20 protein-coding genes and 1 pseudogene are annotated in these 26,482 nt (G+C 72.3%); 6 read left to right on the forward strand and 15 right to left on the reverse strand.

Annotated features, from left to right (window positions below):
- From AB0J36_RS14845 to rsgA, 5 genes and pseudogenes are all read right to left on the reverse strand, one after another.
- Positions 1 to 176: pseudogene (locus AB0J36_RS14845) on the reverse strand (phytochelatin synthase); the annotation flags it as partial.
- A gap of 1,355 nt (positions 177 to 1,531) precedes the next feature.
- Positions 1,532 to 3,586: an excinuclease ABC subunit UvrC gene (gene uvrC / locus AB0J36_RS14850; RefSeq protein ID WP_357170834.1), complete on the reverse strand. Its 2,055-nt coding sequence runs from the start codon at positions 3,584 to 3,586 to the stop codon at positions 1,532 to 1,534.
- 158 nt (positions 3,587 to 3,744) lie between these two features.
- A complete protein-coding gene (locus AB0J36_RS14855; protein ID WP_357134869.1) occupies positions 3,745 to 4,227 on the reverse strand; it encodes a Rieske (2Fe-2S) protein in 483 nt (160 codons plus the stop codon).
- 153 nt (positions 4,228 to 4,380) lie between these two features.
- The gene (uvrA, locus tag AB0J36_RS14860; RefSeq protein ID WP_357170832.1) at positions 4,381 to 7,326 is read right to left on the reverse strand and encodes an excinuclease ABC subunit UvrA; all 2,946 of its coding nucleotides are present in this window, start codon (positions 7,324 to 7,326) and stop codon (positions 4,381 to 4,383) included.
- A 249-nt stretch (positions 7,327 to 7,575) separates the two neighbouring features.
- Entirely contained in the window at positions 7,576 to 8,646 is a 1,071-nt protein-coding gene (rsgA, locus tag AB0J36_RS14865; protein ID WP_357170830.1) for a ribosome small subunit-dependent GTPase A, read from the reverse strand.
- A gap of 258 nt (positions 8,647 to 8,904) precedes the next feature.
- On the opposite strand from rsgA, the gene AB0J36_RS14870 reads away from it, so the two are divergent.
- Positions 8,905 to 9,558: an MBL fold metallo-hydrolase gene (locus AB0J36_RS14870; RefSeq protein ID WP_357399176.1), complete on the forward strand. Its 654-nt coding sequence runs from the start codon at positions 8,905 to 8,907 to the stop codon at positions 9,556 to 9,558.
- 328 nt (positions 9,559 to 9,886) lie between these two features.
- Here the strand turns inward: AB0J36_RS14870 and AB0J36_RS14875 are convergent, their stop codons facing one another.
- A complete protein-coding gene (locus AB0J36_RS14875) occupies positions 9,887 to 10,495 on the reverse strand; it encodes a VTT domain-containing protein (RefSeq protein WP_357127295.1) in 609 nt (202 codons plus the stop codon).
- A gap of 101 nt (positions 10,496 to 10,596) precedes the next feature.
- Positions 10,597 to 11,292 (reverse strand): 50S ribosomal protein L11 methyltransferase, encoded by a 696-nt coding sequence (locus tag AB0J36_RS14880; protein WP_357127292.1) that lies wholly within the window; start codon positions 11,290 to 11,292, stop codon positions 10,597 to 10,599.
- A 185-nt stretch (positions 11,293 to 11,477) separates the two neighbouring features.
- Here AB0J36_RS14880 and AB0J36_RS14885 point away from each other — a divergent pair, with 185 nt between their 5' ends.
- Positions 11,478 to 11,681 carry a cold-shock protein gene (locus AB0J36_RS14885; protein ID WP_007072071.1) on the forward strand — a complete coding sequence of 68 codons (204 nt, stop codon included), beginning with the start codon at positions 11,478 to 11,480 and terminating at the stop codon, positions 11,679 to 11,681.
- Between the two features lie 48 nt (positions 11,682 to 11,729).
- Here AB0J36_RS14885 and AB0J36_RS14890 read toward each other — a convergent pair whose 3' ends face one another.
- The 5 genes from AB0J36_RS14890 to AB0J36_RS14910 all read right to left on the reverse strand — a co-directional run bounded on the left by AB0J36_RS14890 (position 11,730) and on the right by AB0J36_RS14910 (position 16,930).
- The gene (locus tag AB0J36_RS14890) at positions 11,730 to 13,010 is read right to left on the reverse strand and encodes an MFS transporter (RefSeq protein WP_357127289.1); all 1,281 of its coding nucleotides are present in this window, start codon (positions 13,008 to 13,010) and stop codon (positions 11,730 to 11,732) included.
- On the reverse strand, positions 13,007 to 13,582 hold the full coding sequence (locus AB0J36_RS14895; protein ID WP_357170826.1) for a helix-turn-helix domain-containing protein: 576 nt from the start codon (positions 13,580 to 13,582) through the stop codon (positions 13,007 to 13,009). Before AB0J36_RS14895 ends, AB0J36_RS14890 begins: the two co-directional genes overlap by 4 nt.
- A gap of 124 nt (positions 13,583 to 13,706) precedes the next feature.
- Entirely contained in the window at positions 13,707 to 14,579 is an 873-nt protein-coding gene (locus AB0J36_RS14900; protein WP_363660733.1) for a hypothetical protein, read from the reverse strand.
- 159 nt (positions 14,580 to 14,738) lie between these two features.
- Positions 14,739 to 16,412, reverse strand: coding sequence for a CocE/NonD family hydrolase (locus AB0J36_RS14905; RefSeq protein WP_357392807.1), 1,674 nt, complete (start codon positions 16,410 to 16,412; stop codon positions 14,739 to 14,741).
- Positions 16,413 to 16,414: 2 nt separating this feature from the next.
- Positions 16,415 to 16,930, reverse strand: a complete 516-nt coding sequence (locus AB0J36_RS14910) for a MarR family transcriptional regulator (protein ID WP_357127345.1) — start codon at positions 16,928 to 16,930, stop codon at positions 16,415 to 16,417.
- Positions 16,931 to 17,053: 123 nt separating this feature from the next.
- Here AB0J36_RS14910 and AB0J36_RS14915 point away from each other — a divergent pair, with 123 nt between their 5' ends.
- Positions 17,054 to 19,180 carry an efflux RND transporter permease subunit gene (locus AB0J36_RS14915; protein WP_357392806.1) on the forward strand — a complete coding sequence of 709 codons (2,127 nt, stop codon included), beginning with the start codon at positions 17,054 to 17,056 and terminating at the stop codon, positions 19,178 to 19,180.
- A gap of 49 nt (positions 19,181 to 19,229) precedes the next feature.
- On the opposite strand, the gene AB0J36_RS14920 is transcribed toward AB0J36_RS14915, so the two are convergent.
- Together AB0J36_RS14920 and AB0J36_RS14925 are read right to left on the reverse strand one after the other, a co-directional pair.
- Positions 19,230 to 20,126 (reverse strand): transglycosylase SLT domain-containing protein, encoded by an 897-nt coding sequence (locus AB0J36_RS14920; protein WP_357392805.1) that lies wholly within the window; start codon positions 20,124 to 20,126, stop codon positions 19,230 to 19,232.
- A gap of 33 nt (positions 20,127 to 20,159) precedes the next feature.
- Positions 20,160 to 21,572 (reverse strand): DedA family protein, encoded by a 1,413-nt coding sequence (locus AB0J36_RS14925; protein ID WP_357392804.1) that lies wholly within the window; start codon positions 21,570 to 21,572, stop codon positions 20,160 to 20,162.
- A gap of 133 nt (positions 21,573 to 21,705) precedes the next feature.
- On the opposite strand from AB0J36_RS14925, the gene typA reads away from it, so the two are divergent.
- Positions 21,706 to 23,574, forward strand: coding sequence for a translational GTPase TypA (typA, locus tag AB0J36_RS14930; protein WP_357127268.1), 1,869 nt, complete (start codon positions 21,706 to 21,708; stop codon positions 23,572 to 23,574).
- Between the two features lie 107 nt (positions 23,575 to 23,681).
- The gene (locus tag AB0J36_RS14935; RefSeq protein ID WP_357392803.1) at positions 23,682 to 24,521 is read left to right on the forward strand and encodes a serine hydrolase; all 840 of its coding nucleotides are present in this window, start codon (positions 23,682 to 23,684) and stop codon (positions 24,519 to 24,521) included.
- An 11-nt stretch (positions 24,522 to 24,532) separates the two neighbouring features.
- Here AB0J36_RS14935 and AB0J36_RS14940 read toward each other — a convergent pair whose 3' ends face one another.
- On the reverse strand, positions 24,533 to 25,330 hold the full coding sequence (locus AB0J36_RS14940; RefSeq protein WP_357392802.1) for a tyrosine-protein phosphatase: 798 nt from the start codon (positions 25,328 to 25,330) through the stop codon (positions 24,533 to 24,535).
- 44 nt (positions 25,331 to 25,374) lie between these two features.
- Between AB0J36_RS14940 and AB0J36_RS14945 the strand changes: the two genes are divergently transcribed.
- On the forward strand, positions 25,375 to 26,472 hold the full coding sequence (locus tag AB0J36_RS14945; protein WP_357392801.1) for a dipeptide epimerase: 1,098 nt from the start codon (positions 25,375 to 25,377) through the stop codon (positions 26,470 to 26,472).
- The last annotated feature ends 10 nt before the right edge of the window (positions 26,473 to 26,482 follow it).

Raw genomic sequence — 26,482 nt, forward strand, 5'->3', positions numbered from 1 at the left:
AACTGCCGCTCACCATGACCCTTACGCTCAGACTGCGACTGCGACTGCGACTGGGACGTCGGCTTGGCGGTGCTCTCCGCGGCGAACGCGGCCGTGACGGGGCCGGCGATAGCGCCGCCGGTGAACGCGAGACCAGCAGCGGTCAGAGCGGTCTTACGAATCAGATCGGTACGCATGATGGCGTGCTCCTCTGCGTCGGGGGAAACGCGCACTCGGCACACGGGGGCATGCCGGGCGGGGAAAGATCGTGGGGGGATCAGCCGGCGGCCCAGCAGGGGCCTGCTCGGATATTCCGGAGGGTGGTCCAACGGTCCGGGTCAGCGGATCATTCCCCCGCTGATGGACCGGGCGCCGGCCGGTGGTGCTCGGCCGTGCGGGGGATGTAACGACGCCGGCCTGGCGGGTGTTCCCGGCCGCGGCTACCGGCTCTGGGCCGGCGTGCTGCTCGGCGGCGCGGGGGATGTAACGACACCGACCCGGCGGGTGTTCCCGGCCGCGGCTACCGGCTCTGGGCCGGCGAGCTGCTCGGCGGCGCGGGGGGTGTAACGACGCCGGCCCGGCGGGTGTTCCCGGCGGCTGTGGCGCACTGCGACCGGTGTCGTGCGGCTGTGACCCGAGGGTCGCGGCGGCGTGCCAGATACAACGACCCGACCCGGCCCGCGATTTCCGCCGCCGGGATGCGACCCGTCACGGCACCCACCCCTGAACAGGACAAACCGCCCAGGCGGGACAGACCGTCAGGCCCCACCGGGGATGATCGACTCGACATCGCCGAAGTGGCGGCATCTGCGCACAAAGGATGCCCCCACATCGGCGACCTGGAGTCGATCGAGGCGCGGGCACGATCGACCCCGAGTACCCAAGCGCCACCCGACCACCAAAACCGGACAAATCGTGACGCCCGACCCGACCCGACGCGAGCCGAGCCGACCCGACGCGAGCCGAAGCGAGCCGAAGCCGAGCGGACGCGAGCCGACCCGAGCCGAGCCGATGCCGACGCCGACAGGCCACGCCTGGGCGGGTCCGATGATCTGCGCAATATCGGGGATGTTGCTGCCTCAGCCCGTCGTGAGGCAGCAACATCCCCGAAAGTGTTGTCTCACCAACCAGGGCGCACCAGCCCAACTGAGGGTGAGACGGCGCACGAGGGGCAAGATCGTGCTCGAACTAGGAAAGAGGCCCCTCGCCGCGCGGCCGAGGCCACTACAACCAGGATCGAGCACGATCATGGGGTCTGCGGCGGCGGCGCGTTCCGTATTCAGGTAGGTGGACAGGCAGCTGCTCACTGGCGACACCGGGAGCAGGCGTGCGGAGCAACGCCCAGGCCGGCAAAGTGCCACTTCGCCCCGGTGACCCCACCATGCCGGCCCGACAGGACGGGCCCGGATCGTCGCCCATATCAGGTCATGTCGCCCATACGGCGCGCGGCAGGAGCATGCGCGCCTCGGGGCGAGGTGGTGATCCACACGACTTCGGCGATAGCGCGCTATACCAGCCGGTTGATAGCCCGATATCGCCGAAGTCGAGTCGATCATGGCGAAGGCAAGCCCTCGACCGCTGGCTCAGCGGCAGAAGCCGCCCCCGCAGGGGGTGCGCTCTCCGCGTCGGAGGTCGCCTCCGCGCCGGTGTCGGCCGGCACCCCCGTCTCCAGGGCGGCCAGGATCGCCTCGGCGGTACGACGACCGACCCCGGGTACCTCGGTGATCTCGTCGACGGTTGCCGTGGAGAGCCGCTTGAGCGAGCCGAAGTGGCGTAGCAGCGCCTTGCGGCGTACCTCGCCCAGGCCGGGGACATTGTCCAGCGCCGACTCGGTCATCCGCTTGGAGCGGCGCTGGCGGTGGAACGTGATGGCGAAGCGGTGCGCCTCGTCGCGGACGCGTTGCAGCAGGTAGAGGCCCTCGGAGGTGCGCGGCAGGATGACCGGGAACTCGTCGTCCGGGAGCCAGACCTCCTCCAGCCGCTTGGCGAGGCCGCAGAGCGCGACGTCGTCGATGCCCAGGTCGGCGAGGGCCTGCGCGGCGGCCGCGACCTGCGGGGCGCCGCCGTCGACGACCACCAGCTGCGGCGGGTACGCGAACTTTCGCGGCCGGCCGGTGGTCGGGTCGATCAGGACACCGACCTGCGGATCGACGGGGTCGACCGGGGTGGACGGGTCGTCGGCCGACTCCACACCCACCTCGCCCGTCTCGGCCCGCGCGTCGAGGTAGCGGGCAAAGCGGCGACGCAGCACCTCGGACATCGCGGACAGGTCGTCGGTGGCGCCCCGGACGATGAACCGCCGGTACTCGCTCTTGCGGGGCAACCCGTCCTCGAAGACCACCATGCTGGCCACCACATCGGTGCCCTGGATCTGGGAGATGTCGAAGCACTCGATGCGCAACGGCGAGGTGCGCATGCCCAGCGCCTCGCTGATCTCGTCGAGGGCCTTGCCGCGGGTGGTCAGGTCGCCGGAGCGTTTGAGCTTGTGCCGGGCCAGCGCGTCCTTGGCGTTGCGCTCGACCGTCTCCAGCAGGGTGCGCTTGTCGCCGCGCTGCGGCACGCGCAACGACACCCGGCTGCCGCGGTGGCTGGTGAGCCAGTCGGCGAGCGCGTCCGCGTCGGCCGGCAGCTCGGGCACCAGAAGCTCACGGGGTACGTCCGCCTCGCCGTGCTCGCCGCCGTACACCTGGGTGCAGAAGTGGTGCACCAGGTCGCCGGTGGTCAGGTCCTCGGTCTTCTCCACCACCCAGCCGCGCTGGCCGCGGACCCGGCCGTCGCGGACGTGGAAGACCTGCACGGCCGCCTCGAGCGGGTCGTCGGCGAACGCGACCACGTCGGCGTCGGTGCCGTCGCCGAGCACGACGGTCTGCTTCTCCATGGCCCGGCGCAGGGCGGCCACGTCGTCGCGCAGGCGGGCGGCCCGTTCGAACTCCAACGCCTCGCTGGCCTCGGTCATCTCGCGTTCGATCTTGCGGACCATGGTGTCGGTGCGGCCGGCCATGAAGTCGCAGAACCCGTCGACGATGGCACGGTGCTCGTCGGCCGAGACGGTGCCGACGCACGGGGCCGAGCACTTGCCGATGTAGCCCAGCAGGCAGGGGCGGCCGACCTGGCCGGCCCGCTTGAACACGCCGGCCGAGCAGGTCCGCGCGGGGAAGACCCGCAGCAGCAGGTCGAGGGTCTCGCGGATGGCCCAGGCGTGCGAGTACGGCCCGAAGTAGCGCACACCCTTGCGTTTCGCGCCGCGCATCACCTGGAGGCGCGGGTACTCCTCGTCGAGGGTGACGGCCAGATAGGGGTACGACTTGTCGTCGCGGTAACGGACGTTGAACCGGGGATCGTACTGCTTGATCCAGGTGAACTCCTGCTGGAGCGCCTCGACCTCGGTGCCGACGGTGATCCAGTCCACCGACTCGGCGGTGGTGACCATCTGGCGGGTGCGCTCGTGCAGGTTCCAGACGTCGCCGAAGTAGGAGTTGAGCCGGCTGCGCAGGTTTTTCGCCTTGCCGACGTAGATCACCCGGCCGGTGCCGTCGCGGAAGCGGTAGACCCCCGGTGACTCCGGGATGGTGCCGGGTGCGGGACGGTAGGTCGAGGGGTCAGCCACACCGCCAAGCCTAGTCCGCACCCCCGACACCCCACCGCAGGCGCGTGATCCACCCCGGCTTCCCGGAAGCCGGGGTGTCGGAGAGCCGCAGACACCCCGACTTCCGGAAACGCGAGTTGATCAATGGCCGACCGGCGCGACCGGCGCGCCCAGGTGGGTCAGGCCAGCGAGATCTGGTCGCCGGTGACCTTGATGTCCTTCGGCGGCAGCGGCTTCTTCGCCGGACCGGCCTTCACCGAGCCGTCCTCGATCGAGAACTTGCTGCCGTGGCAGGTGCAGTTGATGGTGCCGCCATCGACGTTCGACACGGGGCAGTTCTGGTGCGTACAGATCGGGCTGAAGCCCTTGAACTGGCCGGCCGCGGGCTGGGTGATCACCACGCCCTCGGCGGCGAGGATCTTGCCGCCGCCGACCGGGATGTCGGCGGTGGTGGCCAGCGACTGGGCGTTCTGCCGGTTGCCGCCGCCGGCGTCCCCGGTGCTGGGCACGGCGGGGCCGCCACTGGTGGGTCCGTCGCTGCCGCTGCCGTCGTCACTGCCGCAGGCAGCCAGGACGACGGCCGCGCCGACCGCCCCGACGCCGGTGAGCAGGGTACGACGGGTCTGCGTACCCGGTCCGGTCAGCGCCTGATCGTCGCTCATGCCTCGCCTCTCTCTCGCCCAGTGCGCCGGTCCGAAAGCCGGCCACACTTCCTTCCACGCGCAACTGTGCCGGATAGTTCACCCCGGCATCCGGGCGACCCCGGCAAAAGGGGCGGGTCGTCAGCCGACCCGCCCCGAAGAGATGCGGGAAAGTCAGCGCGCGCCGGCCGGCACCTTGCGGGTCGCCCGCGTCTTGGTCGCGCCGTTGGCCTTGGCGGCCCGGGTGGTGGCCGCCGCCGCGCCCTTGGCCTCGCCGTCGAGCTTGAGCACCTGGCGCAGGAACTCGCCGGTGTGGCTCTCGGCGACCTCGGCGACCTCCTCCGGGGTGCCGGTGGCGAGCACGGTACCGCCCCGGTGACCGCCCTCGGGGCCCATGTCGATGAGCCAGTCGGCCGTCTTGATCACGTCGAGGTTGTGCTCGATGGTGATCACGGTGTTGCCCTTGTCGACCAGTCCCTCGAGCACCATCAGCAGCTTGCGGATGTCCTCGAAGTGCAGACCGGTGGTCGGCTCGTCGAGCACGTAGACCGTGCGCCCGGTGGAGCGCTTCTGCAGCTCGGAGGCGAGCTTGACCCGCTGCGCCTCACCGCCGGAGAGCGTCGGAGCGGGCTGCCCGAGGCGGACGTAGCCCAGGCCGACGTCGACGAGGGTCTTGAGGTGCCGGTGGATGGCGGGGATGGCGGAGAAGAACTCGGCGGCCTCCTCGATCGGCATCTCCAGCACGTCCGAGACGGTCTTGCCCTTGTAGTGCACCTCCAGGGTCTCCCGGTTGTACCGGGCGCCCTTGCAGACCTCGCAGGGGACGTACACGTCGGGCAGGAAGTTCATCTCGATCTTGATGGTGCCGTCGCCGGAGCACGCCTCGCAGCGGCCACCCTTGACGTTGAACGAGAACCGACCCGGCCCGTACCCCCGGACCTTGGCCTCGGTGGTCTCGGCGAAGAGCTTGCGGACGTGGTCCCAGACACCCGTGTAGGTGGCGGGGTTGGAGCGGGGCGTACGGCCGATCGGCGACTGGTCCACGCCGACGACCTTGTCGACGTGCTCCAGCCCGGAGACCCGGGTGTGCCGGCCGGGCACCAGGCGGGCGCCGTTGATCTGGTTGGCCAGCACCGCGTACAGGATGTCGTTGACCAGCGTCGACTTGCCCGAGCCGCTGACGCCGGTGACCGCGATGAGCTGGCCCAGCGGGAACGAGACGGTCAGGTTGCGCAGGTTGTGCTCCCGCGCGCCGTGCACCACCAGCTCACGGTCCTTGGTCTGCGGACGGCGGCCGGTCGGCGTCGGGATCGACCGCCGACCGGAGAGGTACGCCCCGGTGATCGACTCCTTGTTCTTCAGCAGCGCCGGCACCGAGCCGCTGTGCACGATCTTGCCACCGTGCTCGCCCGCGCCGGGGCCGATGTCGACGATCCAGTCGGCCACCCGGATGGTGTCCTCGTCGTGCTCCACCACGATCAGCGTGTTGCCCAGCCCGCGCAGCCGGATCAGCGTCTCGATGAGCCGGTGGTTGTCCCGCTGGTGCAGCCCGATCGACGGCTCGTCGAGCACGTAGAGCACCCCGACCAGGCCCGAGCCGATCTGGGTGGCGAGCCGGATGCGCTGCGCCTCACCGCCGGAGAGCGTGCCGGCCGGCCGGTCGAGGGAGAGGTAGTCCAGGCCGACGTCGAGCAGGAACCGCAGCCGGGCGTTGATCTCCTTGAGGACGCGCTCGGCGATCAGCTTCTGCCGGTCGGTCAGCTCGATGCCGGCGAGCAGGTCGGCGCACTCCCCCACGGACAGGTTGCAGACCTCGGCGATGCTCTTGCCCGCCAGGGTGACGGCGAGCACCTCGGGCTTGAGCCGGGCGCCCCCGCAGGCCGCACACGGCACGTCCCGCATGTAGCCCTCGTACTTGTCGCGGGACCACTCGGACTCGGTATCGGAGTGCCGGCGCTCGATCCACTGCACCACGCCCTCGAAGCCGGTGTAGTAGGAGCGCTCACGGCCGTACTTGTTGCGGTAGCGCACGTGCACCTGGTCGTCGGAGCCGTGCAGGATCGTCTTCTGCGCCCGTGCCGGCAACGCCCGCCACGGGGTGTCGATGTCGAAGTGCTGGGCCTCGCCGAGGGCCTCCAGCAGACGCAGGAAGTATTCCAGGTTGTGCCCGGTGGACCAGGGCTGGATGGCGCCCTCGCGCAGGCTGCGCTCCGGGTCGGGAACCAGCAGCTCCGGGTCGACCTCCTTCTTGGTGCCCAGGCCGGTGCACTCCGGGCAGGCGCCGTAGGGCGCGTTGAAGGAGAACACCCGGGGCTCGAGATCCTCGATAGCCAGCGGGTGGTCGTTGGGGCAGGCCAGGTGCTCCGAGTAGCGGCGCTCCCGCTCCGGGTCGTCCTCCGGCAGGTCGACGAAGTCGAGCAGCACCAGGCCGCTGGACAGCCCCAGCGCGGCCTCGACCGAGTCGGTCAGTCGCTGCTTGGCGCTCGGCTTGACGGTGAGCCGGTCGATCACCACCTCGATGGTGTGCTTCTCCTGCTTCTTGAGCTTGGGCGGCTCGGTCAGCGGGTGCACCACGCCGTCGACGCGGGCCCGGGCGTAACCCTTGGCCTGCAGCTCGGCGAAGAGGTCGACGTACTCGCCCTTGCGGCCCCGGATGACCGGGGCGAGCACCATGAACTTGGTGCCCTCGGCCATCGCGAGGACCCGGTCGACGATCTGCTGCGGGCTCTGCTTGGAGATCCGCTCGCCACAGACCGGGCAGTGCGGCTCGCCGATGCGGGCGAAGAGCAGCCGCAGGTAGTCGTAGACCTCGGTGATGGTGCCGACGGTGGAGCGCGGGTTGCGCGAGGTGGACTTCTGGTCGATCGAGACGGCCGGGCTCAGCCCCTCGATGAAGTCGACGTCGGGCTTGTCCATCTGACCGAGGAACTGCCGGGCGTACGACGACAGCGACTCCACGTAGCGCCGCTGCCCCTCGGCGAAGATCGTGTCGAAGGCCAGGCTCGACTTGCCCGACCCGGACAGCCCGGTGAACACGATGAGAGCGTCCCGGGGCAGGTCGAGACTGACGTCACGCAGGTTGTGCTCGCGCGCGCCACGGATGATGAGTCGGTCGGCCACGGTACGTGTACTCCCGGGTGAAGGTGAAGCGGAGGGTCTGTCCCGCTCTGTGCTGTTTCCGAGCGGTCGTAGCTGCTCATGAGCGGTCGGTACGGGCGCGGAAAACACGCCTCGGCAACTCTAGCCCCGAGGTACGACAGTTTCCCCCGCCCGCACATTCCCCCAGCTCAGCCCGGTCGGCCGCGCCGGCCGCGAGCCTTTGGCACCGGCCGTTGCCGCCGGGCACGTACCCCGACGGCAGAGCCCCGGTCAGTAACCCCCGGGCGACGGCGGGCGTGCCGCCCGGCGTCGCGCCGAGCGCCAGCCGCCGCGTCGCTCGGCGGCGAGGCGGGCGGCACGCCGCCCGCTCTCGTGCGCCACCTCGCCCTGCAGCCGCCGCCAGCTCTCCCAACGGCGGGCGGACAGCTCACCGGTCCGCAGCGCGTCCCGGACCGCGCAGGCCGGCTCGCCGTCGTGCCGGCAGTCGGCGTACCGGCAACCCTCGGCCAGCCCCGCGATGTCGGCGAACGCCCGGTCCAACCCGGCCACGCCGTCGAGGAGACCGACCGCGCGTACGCCAGGCGTGTCGATCACCGCGCCGCCGCCCGGGATGGGCACCAGGGCCCGCCAGGTGGTGGTGTGCCGGCCCTTGCCGTCGACCCGGCGGATCGCCTGGGTCGGCATCATCATCGCGCCGGCGAGCGCGTTGACCAGGCTCGACTTGCCCGCGCCGGACGGCCCGAGCAGCCCCAGCGTGCGACCCGGCGCGACCTCGGCGCGCAGCGGCGCCAGCCCGGTGCCGTGCTCGGCGCTGACCGGCAGCACCGGCACACCGGGTGCGACGGCGGCGAGTTGGCGGGCCAGCGCGGCCGGGTCGGCCGCGAGGTCGGACTTGGTCAGCACCACGAGCGGCCGGGCCCCGGACTCGTGGACCAGGGACAGCAGCCGCTCGATGCGGGCCACGTCCGGCTCCGGGTGCACCGGCTCCACCACGGCGGCCGTGTCGAGGTTCGCGGCCAGCACCTGGCCGCTGGCGTCCTTGCCGGCGGTACGGCGGATCAGCGCGGCTCGCCGGGGCAGCACGGCCCCCACCGTGATCCGGCGGTCCGGCCAGTGTGTGAGCAGTACCCAGTCTCCCGCGCAGGGCAGCGCGGAGGGGTCCTGGACGGCGGCGGCCAGCACGGACGGGCCGAGGCTGGCGCGGACCGGGCCGTCGACGGTGAGCACCGTGCAGACTCCCCGGTCCACCCGGGCCACCCGGCCCGGGTGGCGCTCGCCACGTCGGGCGGCGTACGACGCCCGGTCGGCGTCCCAGCCGAGGGCGGTCAGATCGATGGTCATAGCATCCTCATCGGTGTCGAGCTGGTGATGGCGGAACACGCGTGCCACGTCCGGCATGAACTCCACCTCCGTCCGACGTCCGAGTGCCGCTTGTGACGCCGACGGTAGGGCGCGACGCGCCGTGCCGAAAGCGATTTCCGCGACGACGGTGCGGCGCCCGCCCGCTAGGGTCGACGCGTGCGCACCGCCGCGCCGCCCGCGCGACGCCACCGCACAGCCGCCGAGCGCCTCCTTCACCGGAATGGATGTCGACACGTCATGACCTACAGCGGAGATGTCACCCACGGCGGCCCGCCGGCGGTCCGCGAGTTGTCCGGGCTCACGATCAGCAAGCTGTCGGTCGGCCCGATGGACAACAACGCCTACCTGCTGCGGTGCTCCGGCACCGGCGACCAGGTGTTGATCGACGCCGCCAACGAGGCGCCCCGGCTGCTGGAGCTGATCGGCGACGACGGCCTGACCGCCGTGGTCACCACCCACCAGCACATGGACCACTGGGTGGCGCTGGAGGAGGTGGTCGCCAAGACCGGCGCGCGGGCGCTGGTGCACGCCGACGACGCGTCCGGGCTGCCGATCGAGGCGGAACACCTGGCCGAGGGCGACACCGTCGCGGTGGGTGACTGCGCGCTGGAGGTCATCCACATCAAGGGGCACACGCCCGGGTCAATCGCGCTGCTCTACCGCGATCCGGCCGGCACCGCCCACCTGTTCACCGGCGACAGTCTCTTTCCCGGCGGCGTGGGCAACACGGACAAGGACCCGCAGCGCTTCGCCGCGTTGATCGACGACGTCGAGCACAAGCTGTTCGACCAACTGCCGGACGACACCTGGTTCTACCCGGGCCACGGCAAGGACAGCACCCTGGGCACCGAACGCCCGGCCCTCCCCCAGTGGCGAACCCGAGGCTGGTAACCCACCCCACCTGTCAGGCCCCCCGGGCGAAGCCACCGGCCCGCGCAACCGCCCACCAGCCCACACCCAGAGGCACCCACCCGGGCCCGAGATGCCACCCCACCCAGGCCACCCCACCCGGGCCACCCAACGCTGACCGAAAACCACTAAAGGTCAAACAACCCGCCGTCGGGCCGCGACCCTGCCGGCGGACCAAGACCCCGACGGGGGCGGGGGCCTGCCGTGCCCGGCGCAGGGATCAAGCCTGACCGCCCGGAGCCGGGCACGGCAGGCCCCCGCCCCCACCGCAACCAAAGCCAGCCCACCGCAACCACAGTCAGCAAGAAGCTCAGCCGGCAAGAGCGAACAGCCGCCGCCGCGCCCCCAGCAACACCACGGTGGCCAGCACCAACCCCACCCCCATGGTCACCAGCAACGGACTGGGCGCGCCCGGCAGCAGCGCGGCCAGCGACCGTGACGCGATGCCCAGCGCCAGGTAGAGACCGGCCCAGGCCGCCGCGCCGAGGGCCGCGCAGCCGAGGAACCGCCGGTACGACATCCGCAGTCCGCCGGCGGCCAGCGGCAGCAGGGCGTTGAACACCGGCAGGAACGGCGCGACCATCACCATCCGCCCGCCGCCACGGCTGAGGATCCCTTCGGCCGCACTCCAGCGCGACTCGCCGATCCAGCCTCCGATGCGACTGCGGCGCAGCGGTTCGGCGTACCGGCGACCGATCAGGAAGCTCAGCGACCAGCCGGCGAGGCATCCGGCGAGCACCGCGGCGAAGGTGGCCAGCCCGGTGGCCGGGCGGCCCACCCCGACCGCGGCCAGGATCGCCACGTCGCCGGGGACGAGGACGCCGAGCAGCGGTACGGCGTCGAAGAGCATCACCAACCCGAGTACGCCCATCAGCACCAGGATGGGTAGCTCTCCGACCTGGGCCAGCCAATGCGTCATGCCTCGTACGCTATGGCCGTCGTGCCACCGTGGACATCCGGTCGCAGCCCTTACCGCCCCCTGGTGTCCACCTCGGGGTCACCCCTGAGATGGCCGGCGGGTCAGGCGGGTCGCAGCACCCGCACCCGACGCGGCGACGGGTCCACCGACGGCTCGGTGGTGGGCACCGGGTAGTCGGCCAGCACCAGCAGCCCGTCGACCGGCAGGTGCGCCCGGCCGGGGTCCCCGACCAGCACCTCGGCGCCGGAGGCGACGGCCCGTCGCAGGAACGGCAGCATCCGGGCGGCCATCGGACGGCTGTAGAAGACGTCCCCGGCGACCACCAGGTCCGCGTCGGCGCTGTCGCGGTCGAGCAGGTCGTCGCCGTTGACGTCGACGGTGACCCGGTTGGCGCGGGCGTTGACCGTGACGGCCGCCACAGCGTACGGGTCGATGTCGTTGGCGACGACCTCGGCGGCGCCGGCCAGCGCGGCGGCGATGCCCACGAGTCCCGAACCGGCGGCGAGGTCGAGGACGCGACGCCCGGCGGCCAGCTCGGGGTGGTCCAGCAGGTGTCGGGCCAGGGCCTGACCGCCGGGCCAGACGGAGGCCCAGTACGGCGCCGTCAGGGGGTGCCCGGCGAGCGCCTCCATCCGGGCCCACCAGACGATCGCGTCCTCGGCGAGGTGCAGGCGCACCTCCGGGACGAACGGGGTGGGGACCAGCCGGAGCCGGTCCAGGCCGGCGCCGGGCGCGTCGATCTCGCGCTCCAGCTCGGACAGCGCGGTGGCTGCGGGACCCCTCATCGGCGCAAGCATGCCGCACGACGAAGCGGTCGGGGCGGCTTTGGCACGCGGGCGACGCGGAGTGTTCATCTGAGTTCGAGAAAAGACCTACGGCACTTCGGCCGGCGGATCGGGGTTTTGCCCGTTACTGTCGAACAGGTACGGGCGACCATCGGCCTCGAGGCCGGTGGTCCGCCGCTTTGAACAGGGAGAGATGCATGGCAACCGGCACGGTTAAGTGGTTCAACTCGGAAAAGGGCTTCGGCTTCATCGAGCAGGATGGTGGAGGGCCGGACGTGTTCGTCCACTACTCCGCCATCGCGACGAGCGGCTACCGGGAGCTCAACGAGGGCCAGAAGGTCGAGTTCGAGGTGACCCAGGGCCAGAAGGGCCCGCAGGCGGACAACGTCCGCCCGATGTAGCTCCGTGCCGGTGACGGCGGTCGGTTCCCGGCCGCCGTCGCAGTGCACTCACGACGCTGCCGGGGCGGCGGGCAAGTCCCGCCGCCGCCGGAGCGGTCCGATCAGCAGGATCAACGGGGTGAGCGCCGACCAGGCGGTCATCACGGTGATCGCGGTGCCGACGCCGTAACGCGCGCCGAGCGCCCCGGCCAGCACGGCTGCCAGCGGGATGGTGCCGTAGTTGAGCAGGTGCATGCTCACCGTCACGCGCCCGAGCAGGTGGTGCGGCGTGTACGTCTGCCGGAACGCGCCCTTGACCACGTTGCCGATGGCGACGCCGAGGCTGACGAGCACGCCGCCGAGCGCCGGCCAGAGCAGGCCGACTCCGGGCCCGGCCAACGGGATGAGCAGGGCGGACGGGCCGGTGAGCGCCGCCGCGACGAGCAGGGCACGGGCGCTGCCGAAGCGCCGGGCGACCACGGTCGCCAGCAGCGCGCCGATGATGCCTCCGACGCTCATCACCCCGACGAGCACGCCCACCAGGCCCGGCGCGAGTCGTAGTTCGCGGACCAGGAACACGACCAGGACCGCCTGGTAGCCGGTCAGACCGATGTTGCTGGCCGCGCCGTAGAGCGTCAGCACCCGCAGGTACGGGTCACCGATGACGAAGCGGAGCCCGTCGGCCATGTCCCGGCGCAGCGATCGGGAGTGGTCCCGCCGTTCCGGACGCGTTTCGGCGGTGCGGATCCGCAGCAGGAACACCGCGGAGAGCAGGAACGTCAGCGCGTCCAGCAGCAGCGCGGCGACCGCGCCGGCGAGTTGGGCGATCAGACCGGCGATGCCGGGCCCGACGACGTAGCTCATCGTCTGGGTGGCCTGGAGCTTCGCGTTGCCGTCGGGTAGCTGCTCGGGTCGCAGCAGCACCGGCAGGTAGACCTGGTCGGCGGTCTCGAAGAAGACCCGCGCCACGCCCGCGCCGAGCGCCACCAGCAGGAGTTGCGCGACGGTGAGGCGGCCCAGCAGCGCCGTCACCGGCACGCTGAGGAAGGCGAGCGCGCAGATCAGGTCGCAGACCACCATGAGCGGCCGGCGTGGCAACCGGTCCACCCACGCGCCGGCCGGCAGGCCGATCAGCAGCCAGGGCAGCCAGGCGGCGGCGGTGAGGACCGCTACCTGGAAGGTGCTGGCGTCGAGTACGGCGACCGCCACCAGCGGGAGCGCGACAACGGTGACGTTGCTGCCGATGCTGCTGACCGTCTGGCCGGCCCAGAGCAGGCGGAAGTCGCGGTGGCGCAGCAGCCCACCGGCCGGTCGGACCGGCGTGGGACCGGTCCGGGTGGCCGCCGTCACGGCCGGGCCGGTACGCCGTGGACGAACACGAACACCGGGTGCCGCTCGACGCCGTCGTCGGACCGCTCGCGGTTCTCCCAGCGGGCGAGCAGGGCGTTGATTTCGGCACCCAGCTCGTCCAGCTCCTCGGGCGTGAGGTGCAGCCACCGGTCGGAGGAGAACGGCGCGTCGCCCCAGGCGGCCTGCGCCGTCTCCTCGGCGGCGTGCCAGGCGCGGGCCAGCGCGACGTGCCGGTCCAGGTTGAGCGAGGTGGCGGCGTCGGCGACGGCGCGGTCGGCGGGGTCGGTGTCGAAGTCGGCCGAGGACCAGCGCACTCCCCGGGTGACCAGTTTCCACCAGCGTTCGCGGCGGTCCCGGGCCAGCTCGGGGGCTTCGGTGACCAGGTCGGCGGCGGCGAGGACCTTGAGGTGGTGGCTGACGTTCGCCGGCGCCTGGTCGGTGCGTTCGGCGAGCAGGCCGACGGTCGACGGCCCGTGCACCTTGAACACGTCCATCAGGCGGCGGCGCAGCGGGTGGGCCATGGCCGCGAGGACCCGCGAGTCGGTGACCTGGCGTACGTCGGGCTTCTCCATACCGGCAGCATGGCATCAGCAAGAGATGTTGCGCAACTGTTATTGCTCAACATTCGTTGCGAACCGCCGGACGAGTGGGGGCGGACGGGTGGGGGCGGCCCGGTGGGGTCGGGCCGCCTCCCGTTCAGGCGACGAGCCGGCGGGCCAACTCGTCGGCGACCTGCTTGGCGATGGTGGGCGGGATGGCCGCGGCGATCTTCTCCGGCGTCAGCCCGGCCAACACGCCCGCAACGATCGCCGCCTCGTCGGTGACGTCCTTTCCGGCCAGCGCGTTGAGCGTGGTCTGCAGGTCGGTGAGCTGCTTCGTCATCGACTGCAGGTTCCAGTTGCCGACGACCGGGGCGCCGGTGTCGTCCCGTCCCTCGCCCAACCGGGTGTAGATCTGTCCGATCGGGTTGCGGCCGTCCAGCACGGTCAGGTTCTTGTGGACGGTGGCCAGCCAGTTGTGCTCTTCGGGGGTCATGTCGTCGTCCTCCAGGAGTCCGATGGAGCTGAGGTAGCGGCGGAACAGGGGCCGCTGGTCGCGGCCCGCCTTGATGGCGTCGCGGAAGAAGCTGAAGTGGGTGTGCCAGCGGTGCGAGCTGTCGCCGCTGGTGCGTTTGCCGAGCCGGTCCCACCGCTTCACGGTCGTACCGTCGGGGCTGTAGATGATCTCGCGGATGTCCCGGGTGTCGGCCGCGTTCGCGGCGCACTGACCCACACACCACACCGAGAAGCTGGCCAGGGTGTGCCTACCGGCACCGGAGCGGACGTCGAACTCGCCGACGTCGATCGCCGCCGCGTCCAGGGTCAGTCCGGACCGGTCCCGGGGTGACTCGACCACCGAGTAGTCGTTCGGGACCACCCGGTCCGAGCCGCAGTGATAGCCGCCCCGGTGGGCCGGGTCGCCGACGATGCCGACCTCCGCCGGATCGAGGTCGTCCGGGCCGGGCGCGTTGTCGAGGTGGGTGAGGAGCAGACGTCGAAGGTCCAACAGATTGTCCGGGGCCCGCGTCATGGGGTCCCCCTTTCGGCTGGGGCGGGGACCGGGCGCGACGTCACACCGCGTACGCGGTGGTGGGCTGTGGGCGAGCCCGGTCTGGTACTGCACGGCGCCGGGCGTTGACCCAACCATAGCCCGCAGTTCCGATGAATGCCCAGCTCAGAGGCGCTTTGTTCAGATTGGAGGCAGAGCCGGGGCAGAGTGGACGATCGGCAACAGCAGCGCCGAGGGGTGAGCCGGGCCAGAAAGCACCTGCCGCCAACCGGCACGCAGCGTCACCGCAGTACCGAGAGGTTCGCCGGTGCCGGGGTTGCGTGCCCACCGCGGATGGGCGCCACCGGCGACCTGCACCCGCAGCCGGTGCCCGGTGGCGAACCGGTACGCGGTCGGCCAGAGCGTCACCGGCACCCGCAGCACCCCGGACGAGTCGGTGGGGAAGCGTTCGGGCGTCACCCGCACCAGACCGTCGCACACGTTCCACGACCGACCGCGCCGGTCCACATCGCACAGCCGCACGAAGACGTCCAGATGCGGCAGTTCGCTGCGGACGTGCAGCTCGGCGCGGACCGGGCCGATCACCTCGACCGGCTCGACGAGCGGCGCGCTGGTGTAGGTCAGCACGTCGGGGCGGGCTTCGACCTGCCGGTTGTCCACCGGACCGGCTCGCTGGGCGACCAGCAGCGGCCCACCCAGCGACGGGGTGGGGTCGGCCGGGTCGTACCGAAACCCGTCGGCCGTCGACGCGACCGGGGGACGTACCGCCAGCTCACCGCCCGGATGCAGGTGCCAGGCGGTCCCGACGGTCGGCGGTGGCCAGTCCGGCAGGTCCCGCCAGCCGCCGCCGGGACCCCCCACGTGCAGCCGGACGGGGGCGGCGCGGGGCGGAGGTTCGTCGTCCAGCGGCCCGTCGAGGTGCTCGTCGAGCCAGGTCAACCCCTCCCGCAGGGCCGCCACGAACAGCCCGGGGCTGCCGTGGGTCCAGGGCCCGATCACCAGGCGCGGTCGAGCGCCGGTGGCGCGCAGGGTGGCGTAGTCGTCGAGTTGGGCGGGCAGGAAGATGTCGTGCCAGCCGGTGACCATGACCACCGGCGCCCGCACCCGGGCCACCCGGTCGGCGAAGACCCGCTCGCGCCAGTACGCCGCCTCCGGGGTGTGGTGGCGCAGCCACTCCTGAAAGAACGGGATGCGGACACCGGTGGCCACCCGGTCGGCGTCCGCGAGCGGCAGATGCGCCAGCGCGGCGGCCAGCCGGGGCTGGCCACGCTTGAGTTCCCACTGCCGGGCCAGCCACGGCACGGTCTGGGCGTGTAACAGCTCGGCCCAGGTCAGCACGGTGTCGAGGGCGAACGACTCCCCCGCGTACGTCGAGTCCCGGGTGGCCGAGGCGGTCACCACCGCGACCATCGCGCGCAGTTCCTCGCCGGCGTCGGCGGCCAGCGCCCACTGGGCGAAGCCCTGGTAGCTGACGCCGAACATGCCGAACGCCCCGGACCACCAGGGCTGGCGGCGCAGCCAGTCGAGGGTGTCGACCCCGTCGTCGCGCTCGTGCACCAGTGGGGCGAAGGTGCCGCCCGAGCCGCCGGTGCCCCGGCACGACTGGATCACGGCGTGCCGGCCCCGCGCGGCGAGCAACCGGCCGAGCAGCCGCAAGGGACCACCCCGGCCGTACGGGGTGCGGATCAGCACGGCCGGCGCGGATGCGCGGTGCGGCGCGTAGTGGTCGGTGCGGAGCACCACGCCGTCCCGGGCGCGGACCGGGATGCCCCGGGTGGCCCGGACCGGGCCGGGAGGCGTCACGGGCAGCCGCAGCGCGGCGGCGGCGAGGCGGGCGACGAGCCGGCCGGGCACGGTCAGCCCGTCGTCCGGTGGGGCGCGCCGGGCCGGGCGGCGCGGACCGCGTCACGGTGCGCCCGCAGCGACTCGCCCATCTCGCCCAGGAACCGGTGCACGACCTCCAGCTCGTCGTCGTCGAAGCGGTCCATCACGGTGTCGGTACGGGCGCCCAGCGGCCGGAAGAACTCCATCGCGAGGGCGGCGCCCTGGTCGGCGTAGTGCAGCAGCACCTTGCGCCGGTCGGTGGTGTCCCGGTCGCGGCGGATGTGCCCGGCCCGTTCCAGGCGGTCGATCAGGGCGGTGACCGAGCCGGAGGACAGGTTGAGCTGCTCGCCGAGGCGGCCGGGGGTGATCGGGTCGCCGAACAGTTCGGCGTCCATGACGGCGATCAGCGCGTTCAGGTCGGTCGGGTTGAGGCCGTGCAGGGTGGCGAAGGCGTGACCGACCTGCTGGGCGTCCACCGCGTACCGCCGGAGGTTGTTGGTGATCTCGGCGACCAGCTGCTCGCGGCGCGTGTCGCGCCGCCGGTACATGCCGTGAGTCGCCACGTCGCGCCGCTTCTCCCCGTCGTCGGTCTGCCGGGTTGCAGCATAGAGCAGCCGCCGATAATCTCGGCCATCAAGATACTTGTCTTTCGAAAGACCTAGGGGTCAGTGATGTCCGTCTTCAGCAGGGTCGCGCGGGGTCGGCTGGCCGCCTGGCTGACCGTCGCCGCCGCGCTCGTCGTCGCCGCGGTCGTCTTCGGTGTCCCGCGGCCGGACAATCCGACGCCGGTCTCCGCCACCGGCCTGGACGCCACCTGGCAGTCCACCCAGGTGCAACGTCTCCAGGACCAACTGCCCACCAGCGACGTCCAACCGGCCATCGTGGTCGTCAGCCGCGAGGGCGGCGGAGCGCTGAGCGACGCCGACCGGGCCGCCCTGACCTCCCGCTCCGGCGACCTGGGCCGGTTCGCGGTGGGCGGCCGGGTGAGCCCCCCACAGGTCTCCCCGGACGGCACGGTCGCGCTCGTCGCCGTCCCGCTGGACACCTCCGGCGGTCAGCAGGAGGTCGCCACACGGGTCGCCGAGCTGCGCGACGCGCTGTCGGACCTGCCCGACCCGCTGGCCGCCGAGGTCACCGGCGCCCCCGCCCTCACCGCCGACCTGTCGTCGGTCTTCGAGGGCGCCGACGTCACCCTGCTCGCGGTGACCGCCGCCGTGGTCGCCCTGCTGCTGCTGGTCACGTACCGCAGTCCGTTCCTGTGGATCGTGCCGCTGGTCGTCGTCGCCGCGACCGAACAACTCACCCTGCGCGCGGTGGAGACGATCGTGCCGGCCGTCGGCATCAACCTCCAGCAGGGCCAGGTCACCGGCATCGCCAGCGTGCTGGTGTTCGGCGCCGCCACCGACTACGCCCTGCTGCTCATCGCCCGCTACCGGGAGGAGCTGCGGCGCGAGCAGGACCGCTTCGCGGCGATGCGGGCCGCGCTGCGCCGTACCGCCGAGCCGATCCTGGCCAGCGGCGGCACCGTGGTGCTCGGGGTGCTCACCCTGCTGCTCAGCGAGCAGGAGACGAACCGGGCACTGGCCGTGGCCTGTGCCACCGGGGTGGTCTTCGCCATGCTCTCGGCGCTGTTCGTGCTCCCCGCCGTGCTGGTGCTCTTCGGTCGCGGCCTGTTCTGGCCGTTCGTACCCCGGGTCGGCGGCCCGGCCCGGGAGGGCCGGCTCTGGGGCCGGCTCGGCGGCCTCGTACGACGCCGGCCGGTGGTGGTCGCGGCGCTGTCGACCCTGCTGCTCGGCGGCCTGGCCCTCGGTGGGCTCGGGATCCGCACCGGCCTGTCCGAGACCGAGCAGTTCCGGGCCGCGCCCGAGGCGGTGACCGGCGCGCAGACCCTGGCCCGCGCGTTCCCCGCCGGCAGCACCCAACCGGTGGCTGTGCTCACCACCCCGGCGGCGGTACGGGCGGTCACCGACGTCGCCGCCGCCGTACCCGGTGTCGCCTCGGCCCGACCGGGGGACGCCGGCCAGGCCGTCGCCCAGGTCGACGTGGTGCTGGACGCCGAGCCCGGCACGCCCGCCTCGGATCGTGCGATCGAGGCGCTGCGCGACGCGGTCGCCGCCGTTCCCGACTCCGCTCCCCCGGCCGTCAGCGGCGTCGAGTCGCCCGCCGGGGCGATCGTGGGCGGCTCGGTGGCCGCGACGTACGACTCCGACGAGGCCAATGACCGGGACCTGCGGCTCATCCTGCCGATCATCCTGCTGTTGGTCGGCGCGGTGCTGGTGCTGCTGCTGCGGGGCCTGGTCGCGCCGGTGCTGCTGGTGCTCACCGTGATCGCGTCGTTCTTCGCCAGCCTCGGCGCGGCGTGGCTGCTCTTCGACCACGTGCTGGACTTCCCGGCGCTGGACAGCGGCGTGCTGCTGCTCGCCTTCGTGTTCCTGGTGGCGCTCGGTGTGGACTACAACATCTTCCTGGTCACCCGGGCGCGCGAGGACGCCCGCAGCGCCGGCACCCGCGACGGCATGCTGTCCGCGCTGCGGGTCACCGGAGGTGTCATCACCAGCGCCGGGGTGCTGCTCGCCGCGGTGTTCGCCGTGCTGGGCGTGCTGCCGCTGATCACGCTGACGCAGATCGGCATCATCGTCTGCATCGGCGTGCTGCTGGACACGCTGCTGGTCCGTACGGTCCTGGTGCCGGCGCTGGCGTTCCTGCTGGGGGACCGCTTCTGGTGGCCGGGCCGCGTCGAGGCCGAGCCGGCCGTCGACGCCCCGGCAACGCGGGAGCCGGTGGCCGTCCGCGACTGACGCGCACGGAAAAGGGGCGGGGGTCCACCCCCGCCCCTTTTCGTCGTGTTCAGTAGCCCAGGCAGACGCACTCGGTCATCAACGCCCGCACGTTACGCACGTACGACGGATTCGGGATGGCGAGCGGCTCGCCCTCCTGCGCCACCGCCCCGTGCCCGAAGTTGTACGCGGCGATGACCGCGTTGAGCAGGCAGGAGTCCAGTTCGGCGGTGCACAGGTCCGCGTCGAGCCGGAAGTCGGACTCGAAGTACATGTCGCCGATGTACTTGGTCAGCCAGGCCAGGTAGTTGGCGCCCAGGTACGCGTTGTCCTGGTAGGCGGCGATGTCGTAGCTCTGGTCGAAGCGCTGGTTCATCCAGGTCGCGGTGGCCGGCATGACCTGCATCAGCCCGACGCCGCCGTCGCAGGCGTAGATGTTGGACTGCCAGCCGCTCTCCTGCCAGGCCGTGGCCTTGAGCAGGTTGAGCGGGATCTTGAGGTCGGGGGCGGAGCTGGGCCAGTAGGTGCGGGCGGCGGCCGCGGACAGCGCCGTCTTCACGTCGGCACGGCTCGCCTGCGTGCCCTTGTAGCTGGGCTTGCAGGACGAGGGGGCGGGCTTCGGTGGGGCCGGCGGGACCTTCGTCTCGGTGGGCGCCTTGGCGACCACCCGCGGCTTCGTGGGCGGCGACGTACGCGTCGGCTTCTTCGACGGCTTCGGGGAGGCCGACGCGCTGCGACTCGGGACGGCGCCCATCGCCGCCACCCCGCTCGCTGAGGGGCTCGCCTCGACGGACGGCTCGTCGACCGGCTCGTCGACCGGCTCGTCGGTCGGCGCGTCGGTGACCGAGACGGGGGCGGCGGCCTGGTCCTGCGGGCGTTCCCCCTTGCCGGCACAACCCACGGTGCCGCCGGCGATCAGGAGGCCGGCGAGCACGAGCGCGCCCACCCGACCGGCTCGTTGACGCATGGTGATCCTCCCCCGTCGAACAGTCGCCGCAGATTAGCAAGGTTCGACGGGCCGGGGTTGCCCCTGCGACGGGCGGACCGGACCGCTCGACGGCTCCCGTCCGCCGACCGCACGGTCCCGGGTGGCCCAGGCGACCATGAACACCACCGTCCACAGCACGCCGAGCAGCACCGCCGCCGCAGTACCGCTCGCCGTGTCCAGGCCCAGGTACAGCCGGGCGACGCCGACCCCCAGCACGCCCGCCGCGGCGGCCGTCCACGCGGCCACCGCCACCGGCCAGCGCGCGTTGCGCGACACCAGCCAGGCGAGGGTGCAGAGGCTCGCCGCGACCACGGCGTTCTGGGTCGGGAACGGGACGGCCTCGTTCCCACCCGGGCCGCCGTGCGTGCCGGTCAACTCGGCCACCCCGGCCAGCACCACCAGCGGCACGAACGCGCCGACCGTGCCCACCACGCTCAGCAGGTCGGTACGCAGCGGGCGGCGACGCCACGCCAGTACCGCCGCCACCATCGCCACCAGCACGATCAGCGCCCACCCCCGTACCAGTGACACCACGACCAGGGTGGCGTCGGCGGCGTCCGGAGTGCGGCGGGCGGTGAACCAGACATCGATCGCCCCGTCCAGGGCCGCCAGCCCGCTGTTGCGCACCACCACGGCGAGCAGGCCGGCGATGGCCAGCCCGGCGGCGAAGAGCAGTAGCAGCCCGACGGCCAGGTTGAGCAGCAGCGTCCAGGTCGGTCCGATCCGCACGGCCACCAGGAAGAACAGCACCCCGTAGCGGGCGCTGAGCCAGCGCACCGGCGGCAGCGCGGCGGCCCGCGACAGCAGCGCGCGCGCCGGGTCGGGGTTGCGCCCGAGCCACCGGCCGGCGAGCACCACCCCCAGCAGTCCCGCCAGCAACGCCAGTGCCGCGCCGGTGGCCCGACCGAGCACCCGGGAGACCGTGTCGTACGACTCACCGGCGAGGTGGCCGAGCAGGATCGAGCCGCCCACCCAGGTCGCCACCCCGGCCAGGTTCCAGACGGCGAACCGCCGGTACGGCATGCCGGCCGCGCCGGCCAGCCGGGGCACCAGGGTGCGGGCGAAGGCCACCCACCGCGCGGCGAACACGCCCCGCCCACCCAGGCGGGCGAGCATCGCGTCGGCCCTGCTCCACCGCTCGGGCCCGACCCGGTGACCCAGCCCGGCGCGCAGCCGGGGGCCGTAGCGCCGACCGGCGCGGAACGCCAGCGCGTCGCCGGCCAACGCCGAGACGATCATCGCGAGCAACGCCGGCCCGAGGCGCAAGGTACCGTTGTAGGTGAGGAAGCCGACGAGCAGCAGGGTAGCCTCACCCGGCACCAGCAGGCCGAAGATCACCGCGGTCTCGCCCGCCACGATCAGCGCGGCGACCAGGTAGATCCACAGGGTGGGCAGACCTTGCACCCAGGTCAGCAGGTCGTGCACTCAGGCCCCCGGGACACGGGAGCCAGCATGCCAGCCGGGGGAACCACCGGCACAGCGGTTTCACCATAGATCAGGGGCACCTGGGGGTGACCCCGACGCAGCCTGCGCGAGCGCAGGCGGAAGGATAGAGGGTATGCAGCTTCGCACCGACCTCCGCAATGTCGCCATCATCGCTCACGTCGACCACGGCAAGACCACCCTGGTCGACGCCATGTTGCGGCAGGCCGGCGCGTACGGCGCACGAGGCGAGAACACCGAGCGGGTGATGGACTCCGGCGACCTGGAGCGGGAGAAGGGCATCACGATCCTGGCGAAGAACACCGGCGTGCGGTACCTGCCCGCCGATGGTTCGGACCCGGTCACCATCAACATCATCGACACCCCGGGCCACGCCGACTTCGGCGGCGAGGTCGAGCGCGGCCTGACCATGGTCGACGGCGTGGTGCTGCTCGTCGACGCCAGTGAGGGCCCTCTCCCGCAGACCCGCTTCGTGCTGCGCAAGGCGCTGCGGGCCCGGATGCCGATCATCCTGGTGATCAACAAGGTGGACCGTCCGGACGCCCGGATCAAGGAGGTCGTGGACGACACCTACGAGCTCTTCCTCGACCTGGACGCCGACGAGGAGCAGATCGACTTCCCGATCGTCTACGCCTGCGCCCGGGACGGCATCGCCTCGCTGACCCAGCCGGCCGACGGCTCGGTGCCCGACGACAGCGACTCTCTGGAGCCGCTGTTCCGCACCCTGCTGGACACCATCCCGGCCCCCGCGTACGAGGACGACGCGCCCCTGCAGGCGCACGTCACCAACCTCGACGCGTCGCCGTTCCTCGGCCGGCTCGCGCTGTGCCGCGTCCGACAGGGCACCATCAGCAAGGGCCAGACCGTGGCCTGGTGCCGCACCGACGGCAGTACCCAGCGGGTCCGCATCTCCGAGATGTTGATGACCGAGGGTCTGGAGCGCAAGCCGGCCGAGACCGCCGGGCCGGGCGACATCATCGCCGTCGCCGGCATTCCGGAGATCATGATCGGTGAGACGCTCGCCGACGTGGAGAACCCGGTGGCGCTGCCGCTGATCACCGTCGACGAGCCGGCCATCTCGATGACCATCGGCACCAACACCTCGCCGCTGGTCGGCAGGGTCAAGGGCTCCAAGGTCACCGCCCGGATGGTCAAGGACCGCCTCGACAAGGAGCTGGTCGGCAACGTGTCGCTGCGGGTCCTGCCGACCGAGCGGCCGGACGCCTGGGAGGTGCAGGGCCGCGGCGAGCTGGCGCTGGCCATCCTGGTCGAGCAGATGCGCCGGGAGAGCTACGAGCTGACCGTCGGCAAGCCGCAGGTCGTCACCCGGGAGATCGACGGCAAGACCTGCGAGCCGGTCGAGCGGCTGACCATCGACGCCCCGGAGGAGTACCTGGGCGCGATCACCCAGCTCCTCGCGACCCGCAAGGGCCGGATGGAGCAGCTGGTCAACCACGGCACCGGCTGGATCCGGATGGAGTGGTTGGTGCCGGCGCGTGGCCTGATCGGCTTCCGCACCGAGTTCCTGACCGACACCCGGGGCACCGGCATCCTGCACCACGTCTTCGAATCGTACGAGCCGTGGTTCGGCGAGCTGCGCACCCGCAACAACGGGTCGCTCGTCGCCGACCGCTCCGGCGTGGTCACCGCCTTCGCGATGATCAACCTGCAGGAGCGCGGCCAGATGTTCGTCGAGCCGACCACCGAGGTGTACGAGGGCATGATCGTCGGCGAGAACTCCCGCTCCGACGACATGGACGTCAACATCACCAAGGAGAAGAAGCTCACCAACATGCGGGCCTCGACCTCCGACGAGACCGAGAAGCTGATCCCGCCGCGCAAGCTCTCGCTGGAGCAGGCGCTGGAGTTCTGCCGCGAGGACGAGTGCGTCGAGGTCACCCCGACCTCGGTGCGCATCCGCAAGGTGGTGCTCGACCAGCAGCAGCGCGGCCGGGCCGCCGCCCGCCGCAAGCACGCCGGCTGATCGACAACCGCACCGGGCGCGTCGGCCGCTTGCGGCCGGCGCGCCCGTGCGCTTCCCCGCCGGGGTACGTCCGCCCGACGCCGTCGTCCTCGACTACGGTCACCGGCATGACCTGGGATGATCTCGACGCCTTCCTGGACGCGGTGCCGGGCACCGTCTCGGCGTACGTGGGTCGACTCGACGCGCCCCCGAGCTGGACCCGCCACGCCCACGCCGGCCACTACGCCGCCAGCACCATGAAGGTGGCGGTGCTGGCGGCGCTGCACCGCGCCGCCGAGGCCGGCACGCTGGACCTGGACGCCGACGTCCCGGTGGTCAACGAGTTCGACTCGGCCCAGCCCGGCGCGCCCCGGTTCTCCTGCGCCCCGCACTACGACAACGACGACGCGGTGTGGGACCGGCTCGGCCGCACGGCGTCGCTGCGCTGGCTGGCCGAGCGGATGATCGTGCGGTCCAGCAACCTGGCCACCAACCTCGTCATCGGGCACGTCGGGCTGCCCGCGGTGGCGCAGGTGTGGGCCCTCGCCGACGCCCGCGACAGCGTCACCGGCCGCGGCATCGAGGACTTCGCGGCCCGCGACGCCGGCATCACCAACACCGTCACCGCCGCCGACCTGGCCGCCCTGCTGGGCGCGCTGGCCAGCGGCGTCACGACCCCCGGCCGTCTCGCCTCGCCGGCCGGGTGCGCCGCCATGCTGGACGTGCTGCTCGCGCAGGAACACCGCGAGGACCTGGCCGCCGGCCTGCCCGAGGGCACCCGCATCGCGCTGAAGAACGGTTGGGTACGCGGTGTGCGGCACGGTGTCGGCGTGGTGCTGCCCGACGACGCCCCGCCGTACGTGATCGCCGTGTGCACCACCACCGACCTGGACGACGGCGACGACGACGCCTGTCGGCTGATCGCGCGCGTCTCGGCCCAGGTGTGGGCCGACCGGCACCGCCTCTGAGCCCGACGCCCTCACTCCAGCAGGTGCGCCCGCAACGCCTCGACCACGTCGTCGGTCAACCCCAACCCGTCGCGCAGGTACGCGTCGAACGAGCCGTGCACCCGGCGGACCTCCTGGTAGCCGGCGTCGAGGTACGCGGGGTGGACCTCCAGTACCGGCAGCACCGCGTCGACGTCCAGCTCGGGCTCGCGGCGGCGCATCGCCTCGACGATCACCGCGCGCAGGCTCTCGGTCAACGCGTTGTTGCGCAGGTAGTCGGCGCGGATCGCCTCCTCGTCGACTCCGAGCGCGGTGAGCAGGATGACGGTGAGCCAGCCGGTGCGGTCCTTGCCGGCCGAGCAGTGGTACAGCAGCGGCAGGTTCTCCGGGTCGGCGGCCAGGCGTACCGCCGCGCCGAAGTTCCGCCGGGCCGACTCGCCGGTGACGAACCACCGGTAGATCTCGGCCATCGCCCCCGCCGTGCCCTGCCGGGCCAACTCGGCGTACGCGTCGAGGTCGTGCCCGAGCAGCACCGCCGAGACGTACGTGAAGACCGGGTGTTCCGGATCGTGCACCGGCAGGTGCGCCACCCGGGGCTCGCCGGCCAGCCGGTCGGGCGGCGCGACGTCGATCTCCGTGCCGTCGCGCAGGTCGACCACGCAGGCCGGCGCGAGTGTCGCGAGCACCGGCAGGTCGGCGTCGGTGAGCCGGCCCAGCGCCGGGGTGCGGACGAGCTGGCCGACGCGCACTCTGCGACCATCGGCGCCGACCAGGCCGCCCAGGTCACGGGCGTTCGGCGCGCCCACCAGTTGCCAGTCCCGTACGACCATCCGGCCCGCCCTCCCGCCGTGTTCCTGCGTATAGGGTGCCCCATATGACGATCTCGGCGGTACGCACCCACCGGGTTTCCGCCCCCTTACACACCCCGTTCGTCACGGCGCTGCGCCGCAGCACCACGGTGGACACGTTGATCGTCGAGCTGGTCGACGCCGACGGTCGGTCCGGCTTCGGCGAGGCGCCGCAGGTGTGGCAGGTCACCGGCGCCTCGGTCGCCGGGGCCGAGGCCTGCGTCCGCGAACTGCTCGGTCCGCTGCTGTCCGGACGCGACCCAGACGACCTGGTGGCCCGCTGCGCCGAGGTGCAGCGGGCGGTGGTGGGCAACGAGGCGGCGAAGGCGGCGGTGGACGTCGCGCTGCACGACCTGGCGGCGCGGCGTTTGGGCGTACCCCTGGCGCGGTTGCTCGGCGGCACGACCCTGCGGGTCCCGACGGACGTCACCCTCGCCGCGGGCGACGCGGTCGACCTGGCGGCGGCCGCGCGCCAGCGGCGGGCCGACGGCTTCGGCGTGCTGAAGCTCAAGGTCGGCACGGACGCGGCCGGCGACCTGGACCGGGTACGGGCGGTACGCGCGGCGGTCGGCGCGGACGTGCGCATCCGGCTGGACGCCAACCAGGGCTGGACGCCGCGCGAGGCGGTCCGGGTGATCCGTGGCATCGAGGACGCCGGGCTGGACGTGGAGCTGGTCGAGCAGCCGGTGGCCCGCTGGGACCTGGACGGGCTGGCATGGGTCAGCGACCGGGTTTCGGTGCCGATCCTGGCCGACGAGGCGGTCTTCGGGGTCCGCGACCTGGTGGAGGTGATCCGCCGCCGGGCCGCCGACCTGGTCAACGTCAAGCTGGCCAAGTGTGGCGGGCTACACCCAGCGCGCACGCTCCTGGAGTTGGCCCGCGCGCACGGGCTCGGCACGGTGGTCGGGTCGATGATGGAGAGTCAGGTCGGCATCGGCGCGGCGGCGAGTCTGGTGGCCGCGTACGGCACCACGGCGGTCGCCGACCTGGACGCCGCGTGGTGGCTGGCCTGGTCGCCGGTGCAGGGCGGGATCCGCTACGAGGGGCCGACGGTGGTCCTACCGGACGCTCCTGGCCTGGGCATTTCCGGTCTGGCTGAAGTAAAGATGCAGACTCGTGGTTGAGCGCTGGCGG

The sequence above is a fragment of the Micromonospora sp. NPDC049662 genome, assembly GCF_040675055.1.
Lineage (GTDB): Bacteria > Actinomycetota > Actinomycetes > Mycobacteriales > Micromonosporaceae > Micromonospora.